The organism is Nonomuraea sp. NPDC003804 (assembly GCF_040610675.1).
GTDB lineage: Bacteria > Actinomycetota > Actinomycetes > Streptosporangiales > Streptosporangiaceae > Nonomuraea.
This window is the reverse complement of sequence record NZ_JBEXMT010000021.1, coordinates 93,150-110,019: the sequence shown is the minus strand read 5'-3', so window position 1 is coordinate 110,019 and position 16,870 is coordinate 93,150. Positions and strand designations below refer to the sequence as shown.

The following is a 16,870-nucleotide window of genomic DNA, read 5'->3' as shown; positions in this document are numbered from 1 at the left end:
TGTATGCGCTCTGGAGGTGATATCTGTTGAGGCGACGCGTCAACAGAGTCGCGACGGTGAGCATGCACACGTCCCCCCTGGACCAGCCGGGCACCGGCGACGCCGGCGGGATGAACGTCTACATCGTCGAGACGGCCAAGCGACTCGCTCAGCTCGGCGTCGAGGTGGAGATCTTCACCAGGCAGACGGCGCGTGATCTGCCGCCGGTGGCCGAGCTGGCTCCAGGCGTCCTCGTCAGGCACATCACCGCGGGTCCCTACGAGGAGCTCGACCGGGCCGAACTGCCCGGCCAGCTGTGCGCGTTCCTCTCCGGCGTGCTGCGCACCGAGGCGATGTACGATCCCGGCCACTACGACCTCATCCACTCCCACTACTGGCTGTCGGGCCAGGTCGGCTGGCTGGCCAAGGAGCGGTGGGGCGTGCCCCTCGTGCACACCATGCACACCATGGCCAAGGTGAAGAACCTGCTCCTGGCCGAGGACGACAAGCCCGAGCCGCAGGCCAGGGTGCTGGGCGAGGAGCAGGTCGTGCAGGTCGCCGACCGCCTGGTCGCCAACACCGCGGCCGAGGCGGGCGAGCTCATCGACCTGTACGGCGCGCTGTCCGACCACGTCGCCGTCGTCAACCCCGGCGTCAACCTGACCGTCTTCCAGCCCGCCTCCCAGGGCGCCGCGCGCCACCGCCTCGGCCTGCCGCAGGATGCCCGGGTGCTGCTGTTCGTCGGCCGGATCCAGCCGCTCAAGGCCCCCGACGTGCTGCTGCGCGCCGCGGCCAGGATGCTGATCGAGGACCCGTCGCTGCGCGGCAGGCTCGTCGTCGCCGCCGTCGGCGGACCTTCAGGCAACGGCCTGGCGCGCCCGTCGCTTCTCACCGAGATGGCCGCCGAGCTGGGCATCTCCGACGTCGTCCGGCTGGTCCCGCCCGCGCCCCAGCAGGAGCTGGCCGACTGGTACCGCGCGGCCGACGTGACGGTCGTGCCCTCCTACAGCGAGTCGTTCGGGCTGGTCGCGCTGGAGTCGCAGGCGTGCGGCACGCCCGTGGCGGCCGCGTCGGTGGGCGGGCTGCGCACCGCCGTCCGCGACGGGGTGTCGGGGGTGCTCGTCGACGGCCACGACCCCGGCGACTGGGCCGGCGTCCTGCGCAGGTTCGTCACCGAGCCGCACTGGCGCGACGAGCTGTCGCGGGGAGCCAGGGACCACGCCAACGCCTTCGGCTGGTCGGCCACGGCCGCGCGGCTCATGGACGTCTACGGCGGCGCGGTGTCGCATCTGCACGCGATGTCTAGGCTTGCCGTATGAGGGATGTGGTCGAAGCCGCGCTCAGGGCCGCCGAGGTCTCCTTCGAGGAGCCGCGCGAGGGCGCCTTCCTGGTGAAGCTGCCCGGACAGCACAAGCTGGCCACGATGACCTGGCTGATCGTCGGCGACCACGCCCTCCACGTGGAGGCGTTCTTCTGCCGCCGGCCCGACGAGAACCACGCCGAGTTCTACAAGTGGCTGCTCGGCAGGAACGGCGCCATGTACGGCGTGCACTTCGCCGTCGACCCCGTCGGCGACGTCTACCTCGTCGGCCGGATCCCGCTGTCCGCGGTCGGCGACGAGGAGATCGACACGGTGCTCGGCTGCGTGCTCACCTACGCCGACGAGTGGTTCGACCGGGCGCTGGAGCTCGGCTTCGCCTCCTCGATCAGGCGTGAGTGGGAGTGGCGGGCCAAGCGCGGCGAGTCGCTGGCCAACCTGCGGGCGTTCGCTCGTTTCGCCGATCCTGAGCGGTCGCCCGCGAGTTCGGCACCACCCGCGTCCTGATCGCCAGGGCGGTCGCCGCCGGGTTCGTCCCGCCGCTCTCGAAGGTTCTGGGCAGCCAGCACCGGCACCAGCACCAGCACCGGCACCAGCACCGCCGGCAGCCCGACGAGGCCGCAGAAGACGCCGAGGACGCCGTAGGGCCTGCCGCGCGAGTCGTCCGCGGCGTAGCCGACGGCGATCGTCGCGGACATGCCGTCGAGGGCCGTCGCGCCCAGCGCGAACACCGGCCGAGCGATCAGCAGGCCCACAAGGTTCGTCGCGGAGAAGCGTGGGGCGAGGCACGCGCCAGGGGTGATCACGATGCTTAAATATCGTACGATCAAGATTTGTGGCCGAGCCTGTGAGCTTTGATCCAAATATTCCGAATGTCGCGCGAATGTACGACTATTTTCTCGGCGGCAAGGACAATTTCGCCGCCGACCGCGCGGCCGCGGAGAAGGTGCTGGAGATCGTGCCGCACATTCCCGTCGGAGCCCGGGAGAACCGCGCCTTTCTCGGCCGCGCCGTCCGGTTCCTGCGGGAGCAGGGGATCACCCAGTTCCTCGACATCGGCACCGGCCTGCCGACGCGGAGCAACGTCCACGAGATCGCCGGCCCCGGCGCCAGGGTCGTCTACGTCGACAACGATCCCCAGGTGCTCGTGCACGCCCGGGCACTCCTGGAGGACACCCCGCAGGTCAGGATCGTGCGGGGCGACCTGCGGGCGCCCGCCGCCGTCCTCGCCGACGCCGCCACCCACCTGGACTTCTCCCGGCCGGTCGCGGTGCTGCTGCTGGCGATCGTCCATTTCGTCAAGGACGACCCCGCCCCCATCGTCGCCACCCTGACCGACGCCCTCGTGCCCGGCGGCTACCTGGCCATCTCGCACGTCTGCCACGATCTGCGGCCGGAAGCGGCCCCGGCCGTCGAACAGGTCTACCAGGGCGCCTCCGCCCAGTTCACCGCACGGCACTCGACGGAGGTCGCCGCGCTGTTCGACGGTCTCGACCTGGTCGAGCCAGGCGTGGTCAACCTGCCCGAATGGCGCCCCGACCACCCCGATCTCGTTCCCTTCAAGGACGTGGGCCCCTATTTCCTGTGTGGTGTGGCACGCAAGCCCGCTCGATAGGCTTGTCCGCATGGCGACTTTGGTGCTTGTGCGACACGGTGAGAGCGAATGGAACGTCAAGGGACTGTTCACCGGCTGGGTGGACGCCCCGCTGTCACCCAAGGGTGAGGAGGAGGCCCGCAGGGGCGGCGAACTGCTGGTCGAGGCGGGCATCAGGCCCGACGTGGTGCACACCAGCGTGCTCAACCGCGCGATCCGCACCGCCAACCTCGCACTCGAGGCCGCCGACCTGGCATGGCTGCCCGTCATCCGCTCGTGGCGGCTCAACGAGCGCCACTACGGCGCGCTGCAGGGCAAGAACAAGGCGCAGACGCGCGAGGAGTTCGGCGACGAGCAGTTCATGCTCTGGCGCCGCTCCTACGACGTGCCGCCGCCGCCCATCGCCGCCGACGACGAGTACTCCCAGCAGGGTGACCCCCGCTACGCGGTGCTGCCCCCCGAGCTGATGCCGGCGACGGAGTGCCTGAAGGACGTCGTCGACCGCATGCTGCCGTACTGGTACGACTCGATCGTGCCCGACCTGGCGGCCGGGCGCACGGTGATCGTCTTCGCCCACGGCAACTCGCTGCGCGCGCTGGTCAAGCACCTCGACGGCATCTCCGACGAGAAGATCGCCGGCCTGAACATCCCGACGGGCATCCCGCTGCGTTACGAGCTCGACGCCGACTACCGGCCGCTGGTTCCCGGCGGCGAGTACCTCGACCCCGAGGCGGCGAAGGCCGCGATCGAGGCCGTGGCCAACCAGGGTCGCTGAGCGGGCCGGCCCGGCAGCGCGGGCCCGACCGGCGGGCGACCCGCCGGAAACCGCGCTGCCCGGGGAGGCACCTCATGGCACCGAAACTGCGCCTGACGACCGTGAACGCCGGCACCTTCACGATGCCGAAGGAAGGCCTCATGTACGGCGCGAGCGGCACCGTCACCGTGCCGTCGACCGTGGTCGTCGTCGAGCACTCCACGCACGGGCTGGTCCTGTTCGACACCGGCGTCAACCACCACGTGGCCGATCCCGAGGCCGCCGAGACGTACTGGGGTCCCGGTCTGCGGGCGAAGTACGGCGCCGAGGGCTTCACCCGCGACGACGCCGTCGACGCGCAACTGCGGCGCCTCGGCCACCGCCCGGCGGACGTGACCCACGTTCTCTACTCCCACCTGCACCTCGACCACGCCGGCGGGATGAGCTACTTCCCGCACGCCGTGCACGTGGTCCAGCACGACGAACTGCGCCACGCCTGGTGGCCCGACCGCTGGACCGCCAGGGGGTACACGGTCAACGACTACCTGCACTGCCGCGGCTACGACTACCTCGAGCTGCGCGGCGACGTCGACCTCTTCCTCGACGGCACGGTACGGCTGGTGCGCACGGCCGGCCACACCCCCGGCCACCAGGCGATGATCCTCGACCTGGCCAACCAGGGCAGGGTCGGCTTCATGGGCGACGCGGCGCACCTGAAAGAGGCGCTCGACCAGGACGTGCCGCAGCTCAGCGACTGGAACGTCGAGCAGAAGCTGCTGACCTACCAGCACGTGCGGGCGCTCGCGCGGGCAGGCGTGCGGGTCTTCCTCTCCCACGATCCGGCCGACTACGCCGCCCTCCCGCACGACGGCGACACCTGGGACTGAGACACCTGGGGCGGAAGGGAGCACGGCGCAGGAGGACGGCCCGGCCCCGAGCACGTCGGGGCCCTGCGCGGGGCCGGCCTCGTCACCGGCGCCCGCGCGGGCCGCGGCATGGCCGTCCGCCCGTCGGGAGGTCAGCTCACCCGGTGCGCGAACCCGTCACCAGGTAGATCACGTCGCGGGCCACCCGCACCGCGTGGTCGGCGTAACGCTCGTAGTAGCGGCCGATCAGCGTGATGTCGATCGCCGGTTCCACGCCGTACTTCCAGTCCTTGTGCAGGATCTCCTTGAACAGCCTGCGGTGCAGGCGGTCCATGGCGTCGTCGTCGTGCTCCAGCTCCTTGGCCGCCTCCACGTCGCGCGAGGCCACGCAGGAGCCGGCCTTCGTGATGAGGTTCTCGGCGATCTGGCCCATCTGCAGGATCGTGGAGCGGATCTCCGGCGGGATCGCCGACTCGGGGTGACGCAGCCTGGCGACCTTGGCGACGTGCTCGGCCAGGTCGCCCATGCGCTCGAGGTCGGTGCCCATGCGCAGCGCGGTGATGATCATGCGCAGGTCGACGGCGACCGGCTGCTGGCGGGCCATCAGGTCGTAGATGGACTCCTCGACGTCGGCGAAGATCCGGTCGATCTCCTCGTCCTGCGAGATGACGCTTTCCGCGAGCGGCAGGTCGGCGTCCAGGAGCGCGGTGGTGGCGCGCGAGATGGCCGAACGGACAAGCCTGGTCATCTCCACCAGCTTGTCGGTGAGCGAATCAAGATCTTCGTGGTAAGCGTCACGCATGCCGTTACCGTACGTGGGCCGCGATGAACGAACCCCGACCGCGAGATGAACTTTCCGGGAAAGGCGGCGTTCATCCCCTGGTGAGGGGTCTGTAACCCGGAAAAGCGCACCTACCATCAGAAATGGAGGACTGCAGGAAAGGATGCGCATGGGTGAGATGGCCATGAGCTTCGCGGCTTTGGCCGGCTTCGTCGTCGGGGCCGTCGCCGTGCTGTTCTACCGCAACCAGATCGAGGTTGCGGGCAGGAGCGGCCGCGACTCCTCTGACGACGCGGACTCCGGTGCCCTGCCCCAGGGCGTGGCCTCGGTGCTGGCCGTACTTCCCTCCTCGGCCGTGGTGCTGGACGCACACGACCGCGTCCTGCGCGCCAGCTCGGCCGCGAGGGCCTTCGGTTTAGTCAAGGGTGATCGGCTGATGGCGGCCGAGCTCCTCGCCCTGGCCCGGCAGGTACGGCGCGACGGCGAGATCCGCGAGAGCGAGATCGACGTCGCCGGATACAAGTTCGGCCAGGAAGTGACCAACTTCGCGGTGCGCGTGGCGCCCCTCGGCTCCCACGGGCAGGTGCTCGTGCTCGCCGAGGACCAGACCGAGCGGCGCAGGGTCGAGGCGGTCCGCCGCGACTTCGTCGCCAACGTCAGCCACGAGCTCAAGACCCCCGTCGGCGCGCTCAGCCTGCTGGCGGAGACGATCCAGGACGCCGCCGACGACCCCGAGGCGGTGACCCGCTTCGCCGGGCGCATGCAGCACGAGGCGGCCAGGCTCACCTACCTGGTCCAGGACCTCATCACGCTGTCCAGGATCCAGGGCGCCGAGCCCATCCCGACGCCCGGCCAGGTGTCGATCGACGACGCCGTCCACGACGCCATCGACCACTGCAACACCAAGGCCATCGCCAAGGACATCACCCTGGTGGCGGGCGGTACCGAGGGGCTGCGCATCTGGGGCGACGACGAACTGCTCGTCACCGCGCTGCGCAACCTGATCTCCAACGCCATCGCCTACAGCCCCGAGCACACCAGGGTCGTCGTCAGCGCCCGCCCCGCGGGCGACTGCGTGGAGATCAGCGTCAGCGACCAGGGGATCGGCATCCCCGAGGAGTCGCTGGAGCGCATCTTCGAGAGGTTCTTCAGAGTCGACGCCGCCCGGTCACGCGCGACCGGCGGAACAGGCCTCGGCCTCGCCATCGTCAAGCACGTCGCCGTGGCGCACGCCGGGGAGGTGAGCGTGTGGAGCAAGGAGGGTTCCGGCTCCACGTTCACGATGCGCCTGCCCGCGTTCGGCGGCTCCGCCGTACCCGTACAACGCCCTCTGGAGGCCGCCAATGGCTGAGCGTCGCGCAGCCGTCAACAACAGCCATCGCACGACTCGGGTCACGAGCCCGATGAAGGAGGGATCGTGACCCGGGTGCTCGTCGTGGAGGACGAGGAGTCGTTCTCCGACGCCCTGTCGTACATGCTCCGCAAGGAGGGCTTCGAGGTGTCGGTCGCGGCGACGGGGCCCGAGGCCCTCGACACCTTCGACCGCAACGGCGCCGACCTGGTGCTGCTCGACCTCATGCTGCCCGGCCTCCCGGGCACCGAGGTCTGCCGCTCGCTGCGCCAGCGCTCCAAGGTGCCCGTCATCATGCTGACCGCCAAGGACAGCGAGATCGACAAGGTCGTCGGCCTGGAGCTGGGCGCCGACGACTACGTCACCAAGCCCTTCTCCTCCCGCGAGCTGGTCGCCCGCATCCGCGCGGTGCTGCGACGGCAGGGCGACACGGTGGAGGAGCTGGAGTCGGCGGTGCTGGCCGCAGGCCCGGTGCGGATGGACGTGGACCGGCACATCGTGGCCGTCCGTGGCGAGCAGGTGCAGCTGCCGCTGAAGGAGTTCGAGCTGCTCGAGGTACTGCTGCGCAACGCCGGCCGGGTGCTGACCCGCGGCCAGCTGATCGACAGGGTGTGGGGCGCCGACTACGTGGGCGACACCAAGACGCTCGACGTCCACATCAAGCGCCTGCGCGCCAAGGTCGAATCCGATCCCTCCAACCCGAAGTGCATCCTGACGGTGCGCGGTCTCGGCTACAAGTTCGACCCCGTCGACGACTGAGGCCCGTCATACGCGCGAAACCCCGCTCGCCCGGTTGGGCGGCGGGGTCTGGGGCCGCCCCATGGGATCGAGACCGTTCTCGCGGGGTCGAGACCGTCCTCGTGGGGTCCGGGGCTGTCTCGCGGGGTGTGGGGGCGTCTCAGGGCTTCTGGAGCTCCCAGTGGGTGCTGCCGGCCCGGCCTTCCCGGGTCCCTTTCCTGCCGTGTCCCTCCGCGTCCGCTAGGGCCTTCCCGGGTTACTCCGCAGCCGTCAGGGCGTTCCCGGGTCCCTTTCCCGGATCCTCCGCGTCCGCTTCCCGGGTCCCTTTCCCGGATTCCTCCGCGTCCGTTTCCCGGGTCCCTACCCCGGGTTCCTCCTCGTCCGTTACGGCTTACTGAGGGTGCCCGGGGCGGGACGGCGGGGACCGGAGTCCTGCTGGGCGCGCGCCCGTGATGGACGGCGCCCGGCGCGGACGGGGGCGCCAGACCGGCTTGCCGTACGGACGGCTCGGGTGCGGGCCGGTGTGGACGCCGGCGGGCGGCTTCGGTACGGCCTGCCCCGAGCGTGCGCCCGGCCCCTGGCGGGCGGATCCGGTGCGGCCCTCAGCGGGTGGTGTCGGTGCGGGCGGTCAGTGACCGGACTCGGCGGTGTGCGAGGCGGTCGGCGTCGGGGTGGGCGGGGCGGGGGTGGCGCCCGGCGCGCTCGGGTACTGCGCGAACTCGCGGCTGCGCGTGATCACGGGCACGTTCACCGACACCGAGCCCGCGTTGGCGAACTGCAGCGCCAGCCGCACGCTCTCGCCGCCGCTGAGCGGCTTGCTGAGGCCCTCGATCATCAGCTGGGGAGAGGGCTTGCCGGTGTTGACGCCCTCGTTGCTGGGCAGCGCGATCGGCGCGGCCAGCTTCACCGTGCCGACCTCGGCGGCGACGCTCACCAGCGAGTCGGCCTGGCCGTTGGTGTTGACGACGTGCAGGTAGATCGGCGCGGAGCCGCCCTGGGCCAGCTTGGCGCCCGAGTCGGGGCCGAGGACGAAGGCCTGGGGGATCTTGATGCCGCGGGCGCCGTAGGAGCCGTCCTGGATGAGGGCCGCGGCCTCGTTGGGCGCGTACGGCTGGTTGGTGTTGGCGTCGAATCCGGCGGCACAGCCGGCCAGTACCGGTGCGGCAAGGAACGCAGCGGCGGCGATAATCCAGCGACGGCTGGTCACGAGCGGGTTCTCCTTATGGCGCGCGTGTGCGAGTTGGGGCAGGCCCACCATATCGATCCGGGTTCATGGTCATATCCGCACCCCCGCAGGTCATTCGCTATGTCAGTTCTGCGATTCACAGAGTTGAACGGTTGTCAAGTCCTAATATGCGGCTTTGACCTGCAGTTATGGGGATTTCACTGTTCCGGGAGGCTGTGGACGCGTGGTACTCTGGAGTACAGCGGAAGGGGTACTTGTCACATGACTTTCCAGGTCGGCGACACTGTCGTCTACCCCCACCATGGGGCTGCTCGGATCGAAGAAATCACGACCCGGACCATCAAGGGTGTGGAAAAGACCTACCTGGTGCTCAAGGTCGACAAGGGCGACCTTACCGTCCAGGTGCCTGCGGAGAACGCGGAACTCGTCGGTGTGCGCGATGTCGTCGGCCAGGAGGGCCTTGAGCGCGTTTTCGACGTTCTGCGCATGCCTCACACCGAGGAGCCGACCAACTGGTCGCGGCGTTACAAGGCAAATCTTGAGAAGCTCGCGTCGGGTGATGTCAACAAGGTCGCCGAAGTCGTTCGGGACCTGTGGCGGCGTGACCGCGAGCGCGGCCTGTCGGCAGGCGAGAAGCGGATGCTGGCCAAGGCTCGCCAGATCCTGGTGAGCGAGCTGGCGCTCGCGGAGAAGACCAACGAGGACAAGGCTGAGGCCCTGCTCGACGAGGTTCTCAACTCCTGAACACGAACCTCCCACGGGTGGGCGTCGGAGTCGACGTCCACCCGTTCGCATCTGGGCGTGAGCTCAACCTGGCCGGCCTGCACTGGCCCGGCGAGACGGGGCTCGAAGGCCATTCCGACGGCGACGCCGCCGCCCACGCGGCCTGCGACGCCCTGCTGTCCGCGGCGGGTCTCGGCGACCTGGGCGGGCTCTTCGGCACCGCCGACCCGCGCTGGTCGGGCGCGGCCGGCGTCGCGCTGCTCGAGGAGGCCGCGAGAGTCGTGCGCGCCGCGGGCTTCACCATCGGCAACGTCGCCATCCAGGTGATCGGCAACAGGCCCAAGCTGGCGCCCCGCCGTACCGAGGCCGAGAAGGTGCTGGGCGCCGCCGTGGGCGCGCCCGTGAGCGTCAGCGCCACCACCACCGACGGGCTGGGGCTGACCGGCCGTGGCGAGGGGATCGCCGCCATCGCCACCGCGCTCGTCGTCGCGGACGTCAACCCTCAGGGCGCCTAGAGCGTCTATCTGAGCGAGGGGTGATCCCGGCGGGTGGTGTCGAACCCGCCGAGCCACCGGGGATGGCGGTCCGTCACTGGCGCGGTACGGACCGCCATCCCTGCATGCGTAACCTGGGAAGATGCCGGGTACGTCCCCGTCCGGAGATGCATCACAACGGGGGGACTTGACATGATCGGCTCGATCATTTCCGCGATCGTCTTCGGTATCGTCGTCGGCGCGATCGCCAGGCTCATCGTTCCCGGCAAGCAGCACATGTCGCTGACCATGACGTGGATCGTCGGCGTCGTGGCCGCACTGCTCGGCACTCTCGTCGCCTACTTCCTCGGGCTCAGCAGGACCCCTGGCATCAACTGGTGGCAGCACATCATCCAGATCCTGTTCGCCGTCGTCGGCGTCCTCGTCGTGGCGCGGGCCCAGGCGACGCGAGGCACGCATTGACCTGCGACTTCGGCATCGTCGCGATTATCGCCGTGTAGGCGGGTAATCGTCTTCCCGTGGGCGGTGAAAATCTCACCCCACGGGGAGGTTCTCATGACAATCGCATCCATCCTCGGTGCCATCGTCATCGGTGCCGTCGTCGGCGCGATCGGGCGCCTTCTGCTTCCCGGAAGGCAGCCCATCGGCTGGATCCTGACCATCGTGGTCGGAATCGTGGCGGCTCTCATCGGCACGGCCCTGGCGCAGGTTCTCGGCGTCGCGACGACCCCCGGCATCGACTGGATAGAACTCGTCATGCAGGTGGTCCTGGCGATCGTCGGCGTAGGAATCGTCGCGGGACTGCGGCGCGGCACGAGCGTCTAGACGGCCGGGAACACCGAACCCCGCGCCTCGCCGAACCCCACACCGTGGGACGTGCGAGCGGTCAGCAGGACGGTGTCCCCGTCCGCAAGGAACGGCCCGTTCCCGGTCATCTCCAGCAACGTCCCATTGCCCCCGACGGGCCCGGTGGCGAGCAGATCGCCGGTGCGCAGCGGCGCGCCGGCGATCGTGCTGTGCGCGAGCAACTGCGGCCCCGTCCAGTACTGCCGGGTGTAGTCCGGCTCGGAGACCAGGTTGCCGTTGATACGCACGCCCAGCGTGATGCGCAGGCCCGCCGGCTCGTACGACCTCAGGTACGGCGACAGCTCGCACTCCGGCTTCGGCTGCTCCACCCGCGCGGCGTTCAGCGCCGCCAGCGGCACCACCCACGGCGAGACCGTCACCGCGAACGACTGGCCCAGGAAGGGGCCCAGCGCGCGCGACTCCATGGTGACCAGGTCGAGCGCCCGCCAGACGTTCATCAGCACCATGCCGAACACGTGATGCGGGAAGTCCCTCGTCGTCAGCGGGTACGGCGGAGCCGACGGCACCCCCATCACGTAGCCGAGCTCGGCCGACAGGTCGAGGCGTTCGGCGGGCTTCAGGTAGCCGTCCTTGCGCTGCCCGGACGGGCGCACCACCCGCGTGCCCGAGACGGACACGGACGACGCCCTGCCGTACTGGCCGAACGGCATCCTGCGCCACGCCGGCGGCAGCGGATCACGGCCCGGCGGCTGGAACATCCTGCCGAGGTTCGTCGCGTTCTCGATCGAGGTCTGGAACAGCACCAGATCGGACACGTTGAACGGCAGGTGCATCGTCACCTCCGACTGGCGCCGCAGGCAGGGCAGCACCACATCGGTGTACGACGCGTCGCTGAGCAGCTCGGTCACCCGTTCGCGCACGTGGAACCAGGCGCGCGGGCCGGCACCCATGAAGGTGTTCAGCTTGCTCGCGGCGAACCAGTAGGCATCGGGCATGGCACCCGTGACCGTGAGCTGGTGCAGATCGAGAACCTGATCACCGATGGCCACGCCGACGCGCGGCAACTCGCCCTCGCGCGAGAAGACGCCATAGGGCAGGTTGTGGAGGGGAAAGTCACTGCCCTCAGGGACTGGTACCCACGACATGATCGCCACGGGAGCCTTCGTGCCCGCTTTCGGGTCAGGTCGCCACCCTTGTCCGGTCAAGCTTTCGTCTGGATGCGCACCCGGTTCCCGCTGCGCCCGTCCTGGGGCGTTGCTCCTCGGGCGTCCTTTCGGGGCGTCTTTCCCGGGCGCTGGGTCCTGGGGCGTGGCTGGACCTCGGGGCTTCCTACCCCAAGGGGTCTCCTACCCCACGGGGCCTCCTACCCCGCGGGGTCTCCTACTCCTCGGGCGGGAGCGGGGTGCTGCGCAGGCGTCCTGAGGGCGCGTCGGTGTGAGGGGCCTGCGGTGGCTCGGCGGGGCCTAAGACGGGCTCGCTCTCGTCGGCCGCCTCGGGGCCGTGGCCTGGGTCCGGGCCCGCGGCCGAGCCGGAGCCGGAGCCCGAGCTCGCGTCGCGGGCGGTGCGCGGGCGGGCGGGGTGCTCGGCGACGATCCTGACGGGCTGGGTGTCGGCGTCACGCGTGCTGTCGGGGCGGGGGTGGACCAGCACGTCGGTCGGCTCGGCCCGGCCCAGGTCACCCCACCGGAGGGGACGCGCCGGCTTCTCAGCCGGCTTCTCCCCGGCGTCCACGGACCCGCCCACGGGGGACGCGGTCACATCGCCGTCGTCGCCATGCCCGTCATGCCCGTCGTGGTCGTCATGCCCGTCGTGGTCGGCTGCCGCGGTGCGCACGGGCTCCACAGCGGCCTTCGCCGCGTGCTCGTGCCGCTCATGGCTGGTCGGCCGTCCTGCGATGCGCTCCTCGCGCTCCGTGCCCGTCCCCGCCGGTGCCGCACGGCGCTGACGGCCCAGAGGTCTTTCCGCCGGTTCCGTGGCGTGCGGGGACGGCATGGGCGTCTCCGCGGGCCCTGCGGTGTCCTGAGACGCTGGAGGGGTCTCCGCTGACTCTGAGGTGTTCTGGGCGGCTGTGAGGGCCTCCGCGTGTCCTGCGTTGTCCTGAGGCGCTGTGGCAGCCTCTGCCGGTCCTGCGGTGCCCTCCTCGGACGCTGCGGAAGCCTCGATCGGTCCTGTGGTGTCCTGGGCGGCGGTGAATGCCGGTCCTGCGGCGCCCTGGACGGCGGTGGATGCCGGTCCTGCGGTGTCCTGGGGTGCCGTGCGGGGCTCTGTCGGTCCTGCGGCGTGCTGGGGCCGTGTGAGGTGCTCCTGCGGAGTCGGGGTGCGCTCCTCGGGGTCAGCGGGCCGCTCCGCCCGGCCCATGGCAGGTTCGGTCGGTGCGGGCAGGGGCATCGTCTTCGCAGGCGCAGGCGCAGGCGCAGGCGCAGGCGCAGGCGCGGGGTGGGGCTGGGCGGGAGGCGTGGTCGGCGGCAGCTCGTCGGCGGGCGCGCCGGGAAGCGCGGCCTCGGCCGTGGGGTCGGGTTCCGTCCTCGGCTTCGGTACGGCACGCGGCTCCGCCGTACGGCTTGGCTCCGCCGTACGGCTTGGCTCCGCCGGCCAACGGGTGACGCGCTCCGACACCGGGATCGACGGCATGGGCGGCGTCTCCGGCGCGGGCGTGGGCCCGACGACGGGCGTCGACTCCGGCTCCGGCTCGGCCGTACCGACCAGCGGAGGCGCCTCACGGGGCGCGCGGAACGGCACGATGTCGCGCTCCGCCGTACCGTCGGGCACGCCGGCGGGCTCGCGACGGGCCTGCACGTGCTTGATCAACACCAGCCACAGCCAGAGCGCGACCGCCAGCATCACCCACGGCGCGACCGCCACCCCCACCGCGACCGACTCGACCGGCAGCCGGGCCAGGCCGTTGGTGGTGACCAGCACGTTCACCGTCGCCGCGGCGGCGATCATGAGCACGAGCACGAGGGCGGCCTGCGCGCGGACCAGCAGCCGTCCCGAACGCAGCAGCAGCACGCTGATCAGCGCCACCGCCAGCAGGGCGTCGAAGCCGGCGGGGTAGAGGTAGGCGAGATCCGCGCGGGCCCTGCCGAGCGCCGCGAGGGCACGCAGTTCGTCGAAGGACAGCACGCAGGCGGTGGCGGTGAGGCCCGCGACGGCGAGCCCCGCGAGTGCGATGCCGATGCGGCGCAGCGCGGAGGGGGGAGTCACGTCCATGGCGATCTCGAGCCTACAGAACAATGGTGTTCATGAACGAAGAGGCGAGGAAGCTGTTCGACGGCGCCAACCACGCGACTCTGACGAGCATCAACCCGGACGGCGGGCCGCAGTCGACGGTGGTGTGGGTGCGGACCGACGGGGAGGACATCCTCGTCTCCACGGTGAAGGGCCGGCGCAAGCCGCGCAACTTCGAGCGCGACCCGCGCGCCAGCATCCTGGTGATCGACCCGGAGAACCCCTACCGGTACGCCGAGGTGCGCGGCACGGTCACCATGGAGGACGACCCCGAGGGCCGGCTGATCGAGGAGCTGTCGCTGAAGTACACGGGCACGTCGTGGGAGGAGCCGCCCGGCAACGAGCGGCTGATCGTCCGCATCCACCCCCGCAAGGTCATCCTGAGGGGTTGAGCCACCCACATATTGACACGGATTGGGCGCCATGCATGGGATCGCTTAGCCAAAGGCCCTCGCAGTCCGTACCCTTTCCTTCGTGAGCCTGCACCTATACGACACCAGCACGCGCGCCATCCGTGAATTCGTTCCGGTCGAAGCCGGCCGGGCGTCGATTTACCTGTGTGGGGCCACCGTGCAGGCGCCGCCGCACATCGGGCACATCCGCTCCGGCGTCAACTTCGACGTGCTCAGGCGCTGGATGACCCGCTCCGGCTACGACGTGACCTTCTGCCGCAACGTCACCGACATCGATGACAAGATCATCCGGGTGGCGGGGGAGGAGGGCGTGCCCTGGTTCGTGATCGCCGAGCGCAACCAGCGGGCCTTCACCTGGGCCTACGACACGCTCGGCTGCCTCCCGCCGACCGTCGAGCCGCGCGCCACGGGTCACGTGCCCGAGATGATCACGCTCATGCAGCGGCTGATCGAGCGCGGCCACGCCTACGCCTCGGGTGGCGACGTCTACTTCAACGTCCAGTCCTACGCCTCCGAGTACGGCAAGCTGTCCAACCAGAAGCTCGAGAACATGCGCGCCGCGGGCGACACCGACGACGAGACGTGCAAGCGCGACCCGCGCGACTTCGCGCTGTGGAAGGGCGAGAAGCCCGGCGAGCCGACCTGGCCGACGCCGTGGGGTCCCGGCCGTCCCGGCTGGCACCTGGAGTGCTCGGCCATGGCCACCAAGTACCTCGGCTCGACGTTCGACATCCACGGGGGCGGGCTCGACCTGATCTTCCCGCACCACGAGAACGAGATCGCCCAGTCCCAGGCGGCGGGCGACGGCTTCGCCCGCTACTGGATGCACAACGGCATGCTCAAGATCGGCGCGGAGAAGATGAGCAAGTCGCTCGGCAACTCCCTGCTGATCCCCGACCTGCTGACCCGGATACGTGCCGTCGAGCTGCGCTACTACCTGGCGGCGCCGCACTACCGCTCCTCCATCGAGTACTCCGAGGAGGCGCTGCTCGAAGCGGCCGCCGCCTACCAGCGCATCGAGGGGTTCGTCACGCGCGCGGCCGAGGTCATCCACGACGTCGACGCCGACGCGCCGCTGCCTGAGGCGTTCGCCGACGCGCTCGACGACGACCTGGGCACGCCGCAGGCGCTCGCCGTGGTGCACGAGGTGGTCCGTGAGGGCAACGTCGCGCTCGCCCGCGGCGACAAGGAAGCCGTCGCCCGGCTGCTGGCCGAGACCCAGAACATGCTCGACGTGCTGGGCCTCGACCCGCGCTCACCCCAGTGGCGTACGGCGGGCTCCGACCTCACCGGAGTCGTCGACTCGCTGGTCAAGGTCGCGCTCGAACAGCGGCAGGCGGCCCGCGCCCGCAAGGACTACGCGGCCGCCGACGCCATCAGGGACGGCCTGGCCGCGGCGGGCATCACCGTCGAGGACACTCCGCACGGGGCCCGATGGGAGTTGTCCCGCTAGTACCCTTGTGGCATGGCAGCAGGTGGAAGAGCGTCAGGCAGGCCCTCCAAGAAGAAGGGCCCGTCCAAGGGCACGGGTGGCAAGGTACGCCGTGCGCTCGAAGGCAAGGGCGCGACCCCGCCTGCGCAGATGAGGCACTGGTACAAGGACAAGGCGCGCGCCGAGCGCATCTCTCGCGAGGAGCGCGGCGGCGGCGCCTCCCGTCCCGCCGGACGCCCGAAGAAGCCGGAGGACGCGCCCGAGTACATCGGCGGGCGCAACCCCGTCCTCGAGGCGCTGCAGGCGGGAGTGCCCGCCAACGCGCTCTACGTCGCCCAGCGCATCGACAACGACGACCGCGTCCGCGAAGCCATCAAGATCGCCGCTGACAAGGGCATCGCGCTCCTCGAGGTCACCCGCGACAAGCTCGACCGCCTCACCGAGGGCGCCGTCCACCAGGGCATCGCCCTGCAGATCCCCGCCTACGACTACGCGCACCCCGACGAGCTGGTCGAGCTGGCGCACGACGCCGCCGAGATCCCGCTCATCGTCGCCCTCGACGGCGTGACCGACCCCCGGAACCTGGGCGCCATCGCCCGTTCGGCGACCGCGTTCGGCGCCCACGGGCTGCTGATCCCCTCCCGTCGGGCCGCCGGGGTCACCGGAGGCGCGTGGAAGACCTCCGCCGGCACCCTGGCCACCCTCCGCGTCGCCCGCGCCGCCAACCTGACGGCGGCGCTGCGCGAGTACCGTGAGGCCGGACTGTTCGTGGTCGGCCTGGACGGGGCGGGCAAGGTCGACATCGACGAGGTGTCCCTGTTCGAGGAGCCGCTGGTGGTGGTCGTCGGCTCCGAAGGCAAGGGACTGTCCCGGCTGGTGCGCGAGCAGTGCGACGTGGTCGCCAGGATCCCGATGCACGCGGGGGCGGAGTCGCTGAACGCGGGGGTGGCTGCGGGGGTGACGTTGTATGAGGTCGCTCGTCATCGGAGGCCGTAGCGTCTAAACTGTGAGGCCGCGCCGACGTAGCTCAATCGGCAGAGCATCTGTCTTGTAAACAGAAGGTCAGGGGTTCGATTCCCCTCGTCGGCTCTGCGCTGGAAGGCCCCTGAACAGGGAAGATCTGTTCAGGGGCTTTCTGTTTGTCAGGACAATCTTGAGATCTTGCTAACAGCCTTGCTAGCAGGAGCCTTTCGGGCTCCTGGGTGA

At 70.3% G+C, this 16,870-nt stretch carries 18 protein-coding genes and 1 tRNA gene; 15 read left to right on the top strand and 4 right to left on the bottom strand.

Annotated features, from left to right (window positions below):
• Window positions 1–62 precede the first annotated feature (62 nt).
• The 5 genes from mshA (at window position 63) to ABZX22_RS27345 (ending at window position 4,532) form a co-directional block, all read left to right on the top strand.
• Entirely contained in the window at window positions 63–1,298 is a 1,236-nt protein-coding gene (gene mshA / locus ABZX22_RS27365; RefSeq protein ID WP_354914186.1) for a D-inositol-3-phosphate glycosyltransferase, read from the top strand.
• Window positions 1,295–1,804 carry a YbjN domain-containing protein gene (locus ABZX22_RS27360; RefSeq protein WP_354914038.1) on the top strand — a complete coding sequence of 170 codons (510 nt, stop codon included), beginning with the start codon at window positions 1,295–1,297 and terminating at the stop codon, window positions 1,802–1,804. Before mshA ends, ABZX22_RS27360 begins: the two co-directional genes overlap by 4 nt.
• 328 nt (window positions 1,805–2,132) lie before the next feature.
• On the top strand, window positions 2,133–2,912 hold the full coding sequence (locus ABZX22_RS27355) for an SAM-dependent methyltransferase (RefSeq protein ID WP_354914036.1): 780 nt from the start codon (window positions 2,133–2,135) through the stop codon (window positions 2,910–2,912).
• Window positions 2,913–2,922: 10 nt separating this feature from the next.
• Window positions 2,923–3,666, top strand: a complete 744-nt coding sequence (locus ABZX22_RS27350) for a phosphoglyceromutase (protein WP_354914034.1) — start codon at window positions 2,923–2,925, stop codon at window positions 3,664–3,666.
• Window positions 3,667–3,740: 74 nt separating this feature from the next.
• Window positions 3,741–4,532: an N-acyl homoserine lactonase family protein gene (locus ABZX22_RS27345; RefSeq protein WP_354914032.1), complete on the top strand. Its 792-nt coding sequence runs from the start codon at window positions 3,741–3,743 to the stop codon at window positions 4,530–4,532.
• A 136-nt stretch (window positions 4,533–4,668) separates the two neighbouring features.
• Here the strand turns inward: ABZX22_RS27345 and phoU are convergent, their stop codons facing one another.
• Window positions 4,669–5,313 (bottom strand): phosphate signaling complex protein PhoU, encoded by a 645-nt coding sequence (gene phoU, locus ABZX22_RS27340; protein WP_354914030.1) that lies wholly within the window; start codon window positions 5,311–5,313, stop codon window positions 4,669–4,671.
• 148 nt (window positions 5,314–5,461) lie between these two features.
• Between phoU and ABZX22_RS27335 the strand changes: the two genes are divergently transcribed.
• Both ABZX22_RS27335 and ABZX22_RS27330 read left to right on the top strand, forming a co-directional pair.
• Entirely contained in the window at window positions 5,462–6,643 is a 1,182-nt protein-coding gene (locus tag ABZX22_RS27335) for an ATP-binding protein (protein WP_354914028.1), read from the top strand.
• A 66-nt stretch (window positions 6,644–6,709) separates the two neighbouring features.
• Entirely contained in the window at window positions 6,710–7,402 is a 693-nt protein-coding gene (locus tag ABZX22_RS27330) for a response regulator transcription factor (protein WP_354914026.1), read from the top strand.
• Between the two features lie 607 nt (window positions 7,403–8,009).
• On the opposite strand, the gene ABZX22_RS27325 is transcribed toward ABZX22_RS27330, so the two are convergent.
• Window positions 8,010–8,588 carry a copper chaperone PCu(A)C gene (locus ABZX22_RS27325; protein ID WP_354914024.1) on the bottom strand — a complete coding sequence of 193 codons (579 nt, stop codon included), beginning with the start codon at window positions 8,586–8,588 and terminating at the stop codon, window positions 8,010–8,012.
• A 240-nt stretch (window positions 8,589–8,828) separates the two neighbouring features.
• Between ABZX22_RS27325 and ABZX22_RS27320 the strand changes: the two genes are divergently transcribed.
• From ABZX22_RS27320 to ABZX22_RS27305, 4 genes are all read left to right on the top strand, one after another.
• Complete coding sequence (locus tag ABZX22_RS27320) at window positions 8,829–9,311, top strand: CarD family transcriptional regulator (RefSeq protein WP_181615762.1); 483 nt, start codon at window positions 8,829–8,831, stop codon at window positions 9,309–9,311.
• Between the two features lie 17 nt (window positions 9,312–9,328).
• Entirely contained in the window at window positions 9,329–9,805 is a 477-nt protein-coding gene (ispF, locus tag ABZX22_RS27315) for a 2-C-methyl-D-erythritol 2,4-cyclodiphosphate synthase (RefSeq protein WP_354914022.1), read from the top strand.
• Window positions 9,806–9,976: 171 nt separating this feature from the next.
• Window positions 9,977–10,246 carry a GlsB/YeaQ/YmgE family stress response membrane protein gene (locus ABZX22_RS27310; protein WP_354914020.1) on the top strand — a complete coding sequence of 90 codons (270 nt, stop codon included), beginning with the start codon at window positions 9,977–9,979 and terminating at the stop codon, window positions 10,244–10,246.
• Window positions 10,247–10,339: 93 nt separating this feature from the next.
• A complete protein-coding gene (locus ABZX22_RS27305) occupies window positions 10,340–10,609 on the top strand; it encodes a GlsB/YeaQ/YmgE family stress response membrane protein (RefSeq protein ID WP_354914018.1) in 270 nt (89 codons plus the stop codon).
• Here ABZX22_RS27305 and ABZX22_RS27300 read toward each other — a convergent pair.
• Window positions 10,606–11,736, bottom strand: a complete 1,131-nt coding sequence (locus ABZX22_RS27300; RefSeq protein WP_354914016.1) for a fumarylacetoacetate hydrolase family protein — start codon at window positions 11,734–11,736, stop codon at window positions 10,606–10,608. The genes ABZX22_RS27305 and ABZX22_RS27300 overlap by 4 nt on opposite strands.
• Before the next feature lie 235 nt (window positions 11,737–11,971).
• Entirely contained in the window at window positions 11,972–13,801 is a 1,830-nt protein-coding gene (locus tag ABZX22_RS27295; protein ID WP_354914014.1) for a DUF2637 domain-containing protein, read from the bottom strand.
• 32 nt (window positions 13,802–13,833) lie between these two features.
• Between ABZX22_RS27295 and ABZX22_RS27290 the strand changes: the two genes are divergently transcribed.
• From ABZX22_RS27290 to ABZX22_RS27275, 4 genes are all read left to right on the top strand, one after another.
• Entirely contained in the window at window positions 13,834–14,211 is a 378-nt protein-coding gene (locus ABZX22_RS27290) for a PPOX class F420-dependent oxidoreductase (RefSeq protein WP_354914013.1), read from the top strand.
• Between the two features lie 82 nt (window positions 14,212–14,293).
• Entirely contained in the window at window positions 14,294–15,685 is a 1,392-nt protein-coding gene (gene cysS, locus ABZX22_RS27285) for a cysteine--tRNA ligase (RefSeq protein WP_354914011.1), read from the top strand.
• 12 nt (window positions 15,686–15,697) lie between these two features.
• Entirely contained in the window at window positions 15,698–16,660 is a 963-nt protein-coding gene (gene rlmB / locus ABZX22_RS27280; RefSeq protein WP_354914009.1) for a 23S rRNA (guanosine(2251)-2'-O)-methyltransferase RlmB, read from the top strand.
• Window positions 16,661–16,680: 20 nt separating this feature from the next.
• Window positions 16,681–16,753 (top strand) — tRNA-Thr (locus ABZX22_RS27275).
• Window positions 16,754–16,870 lie beyond the last annotated feature (117 nt).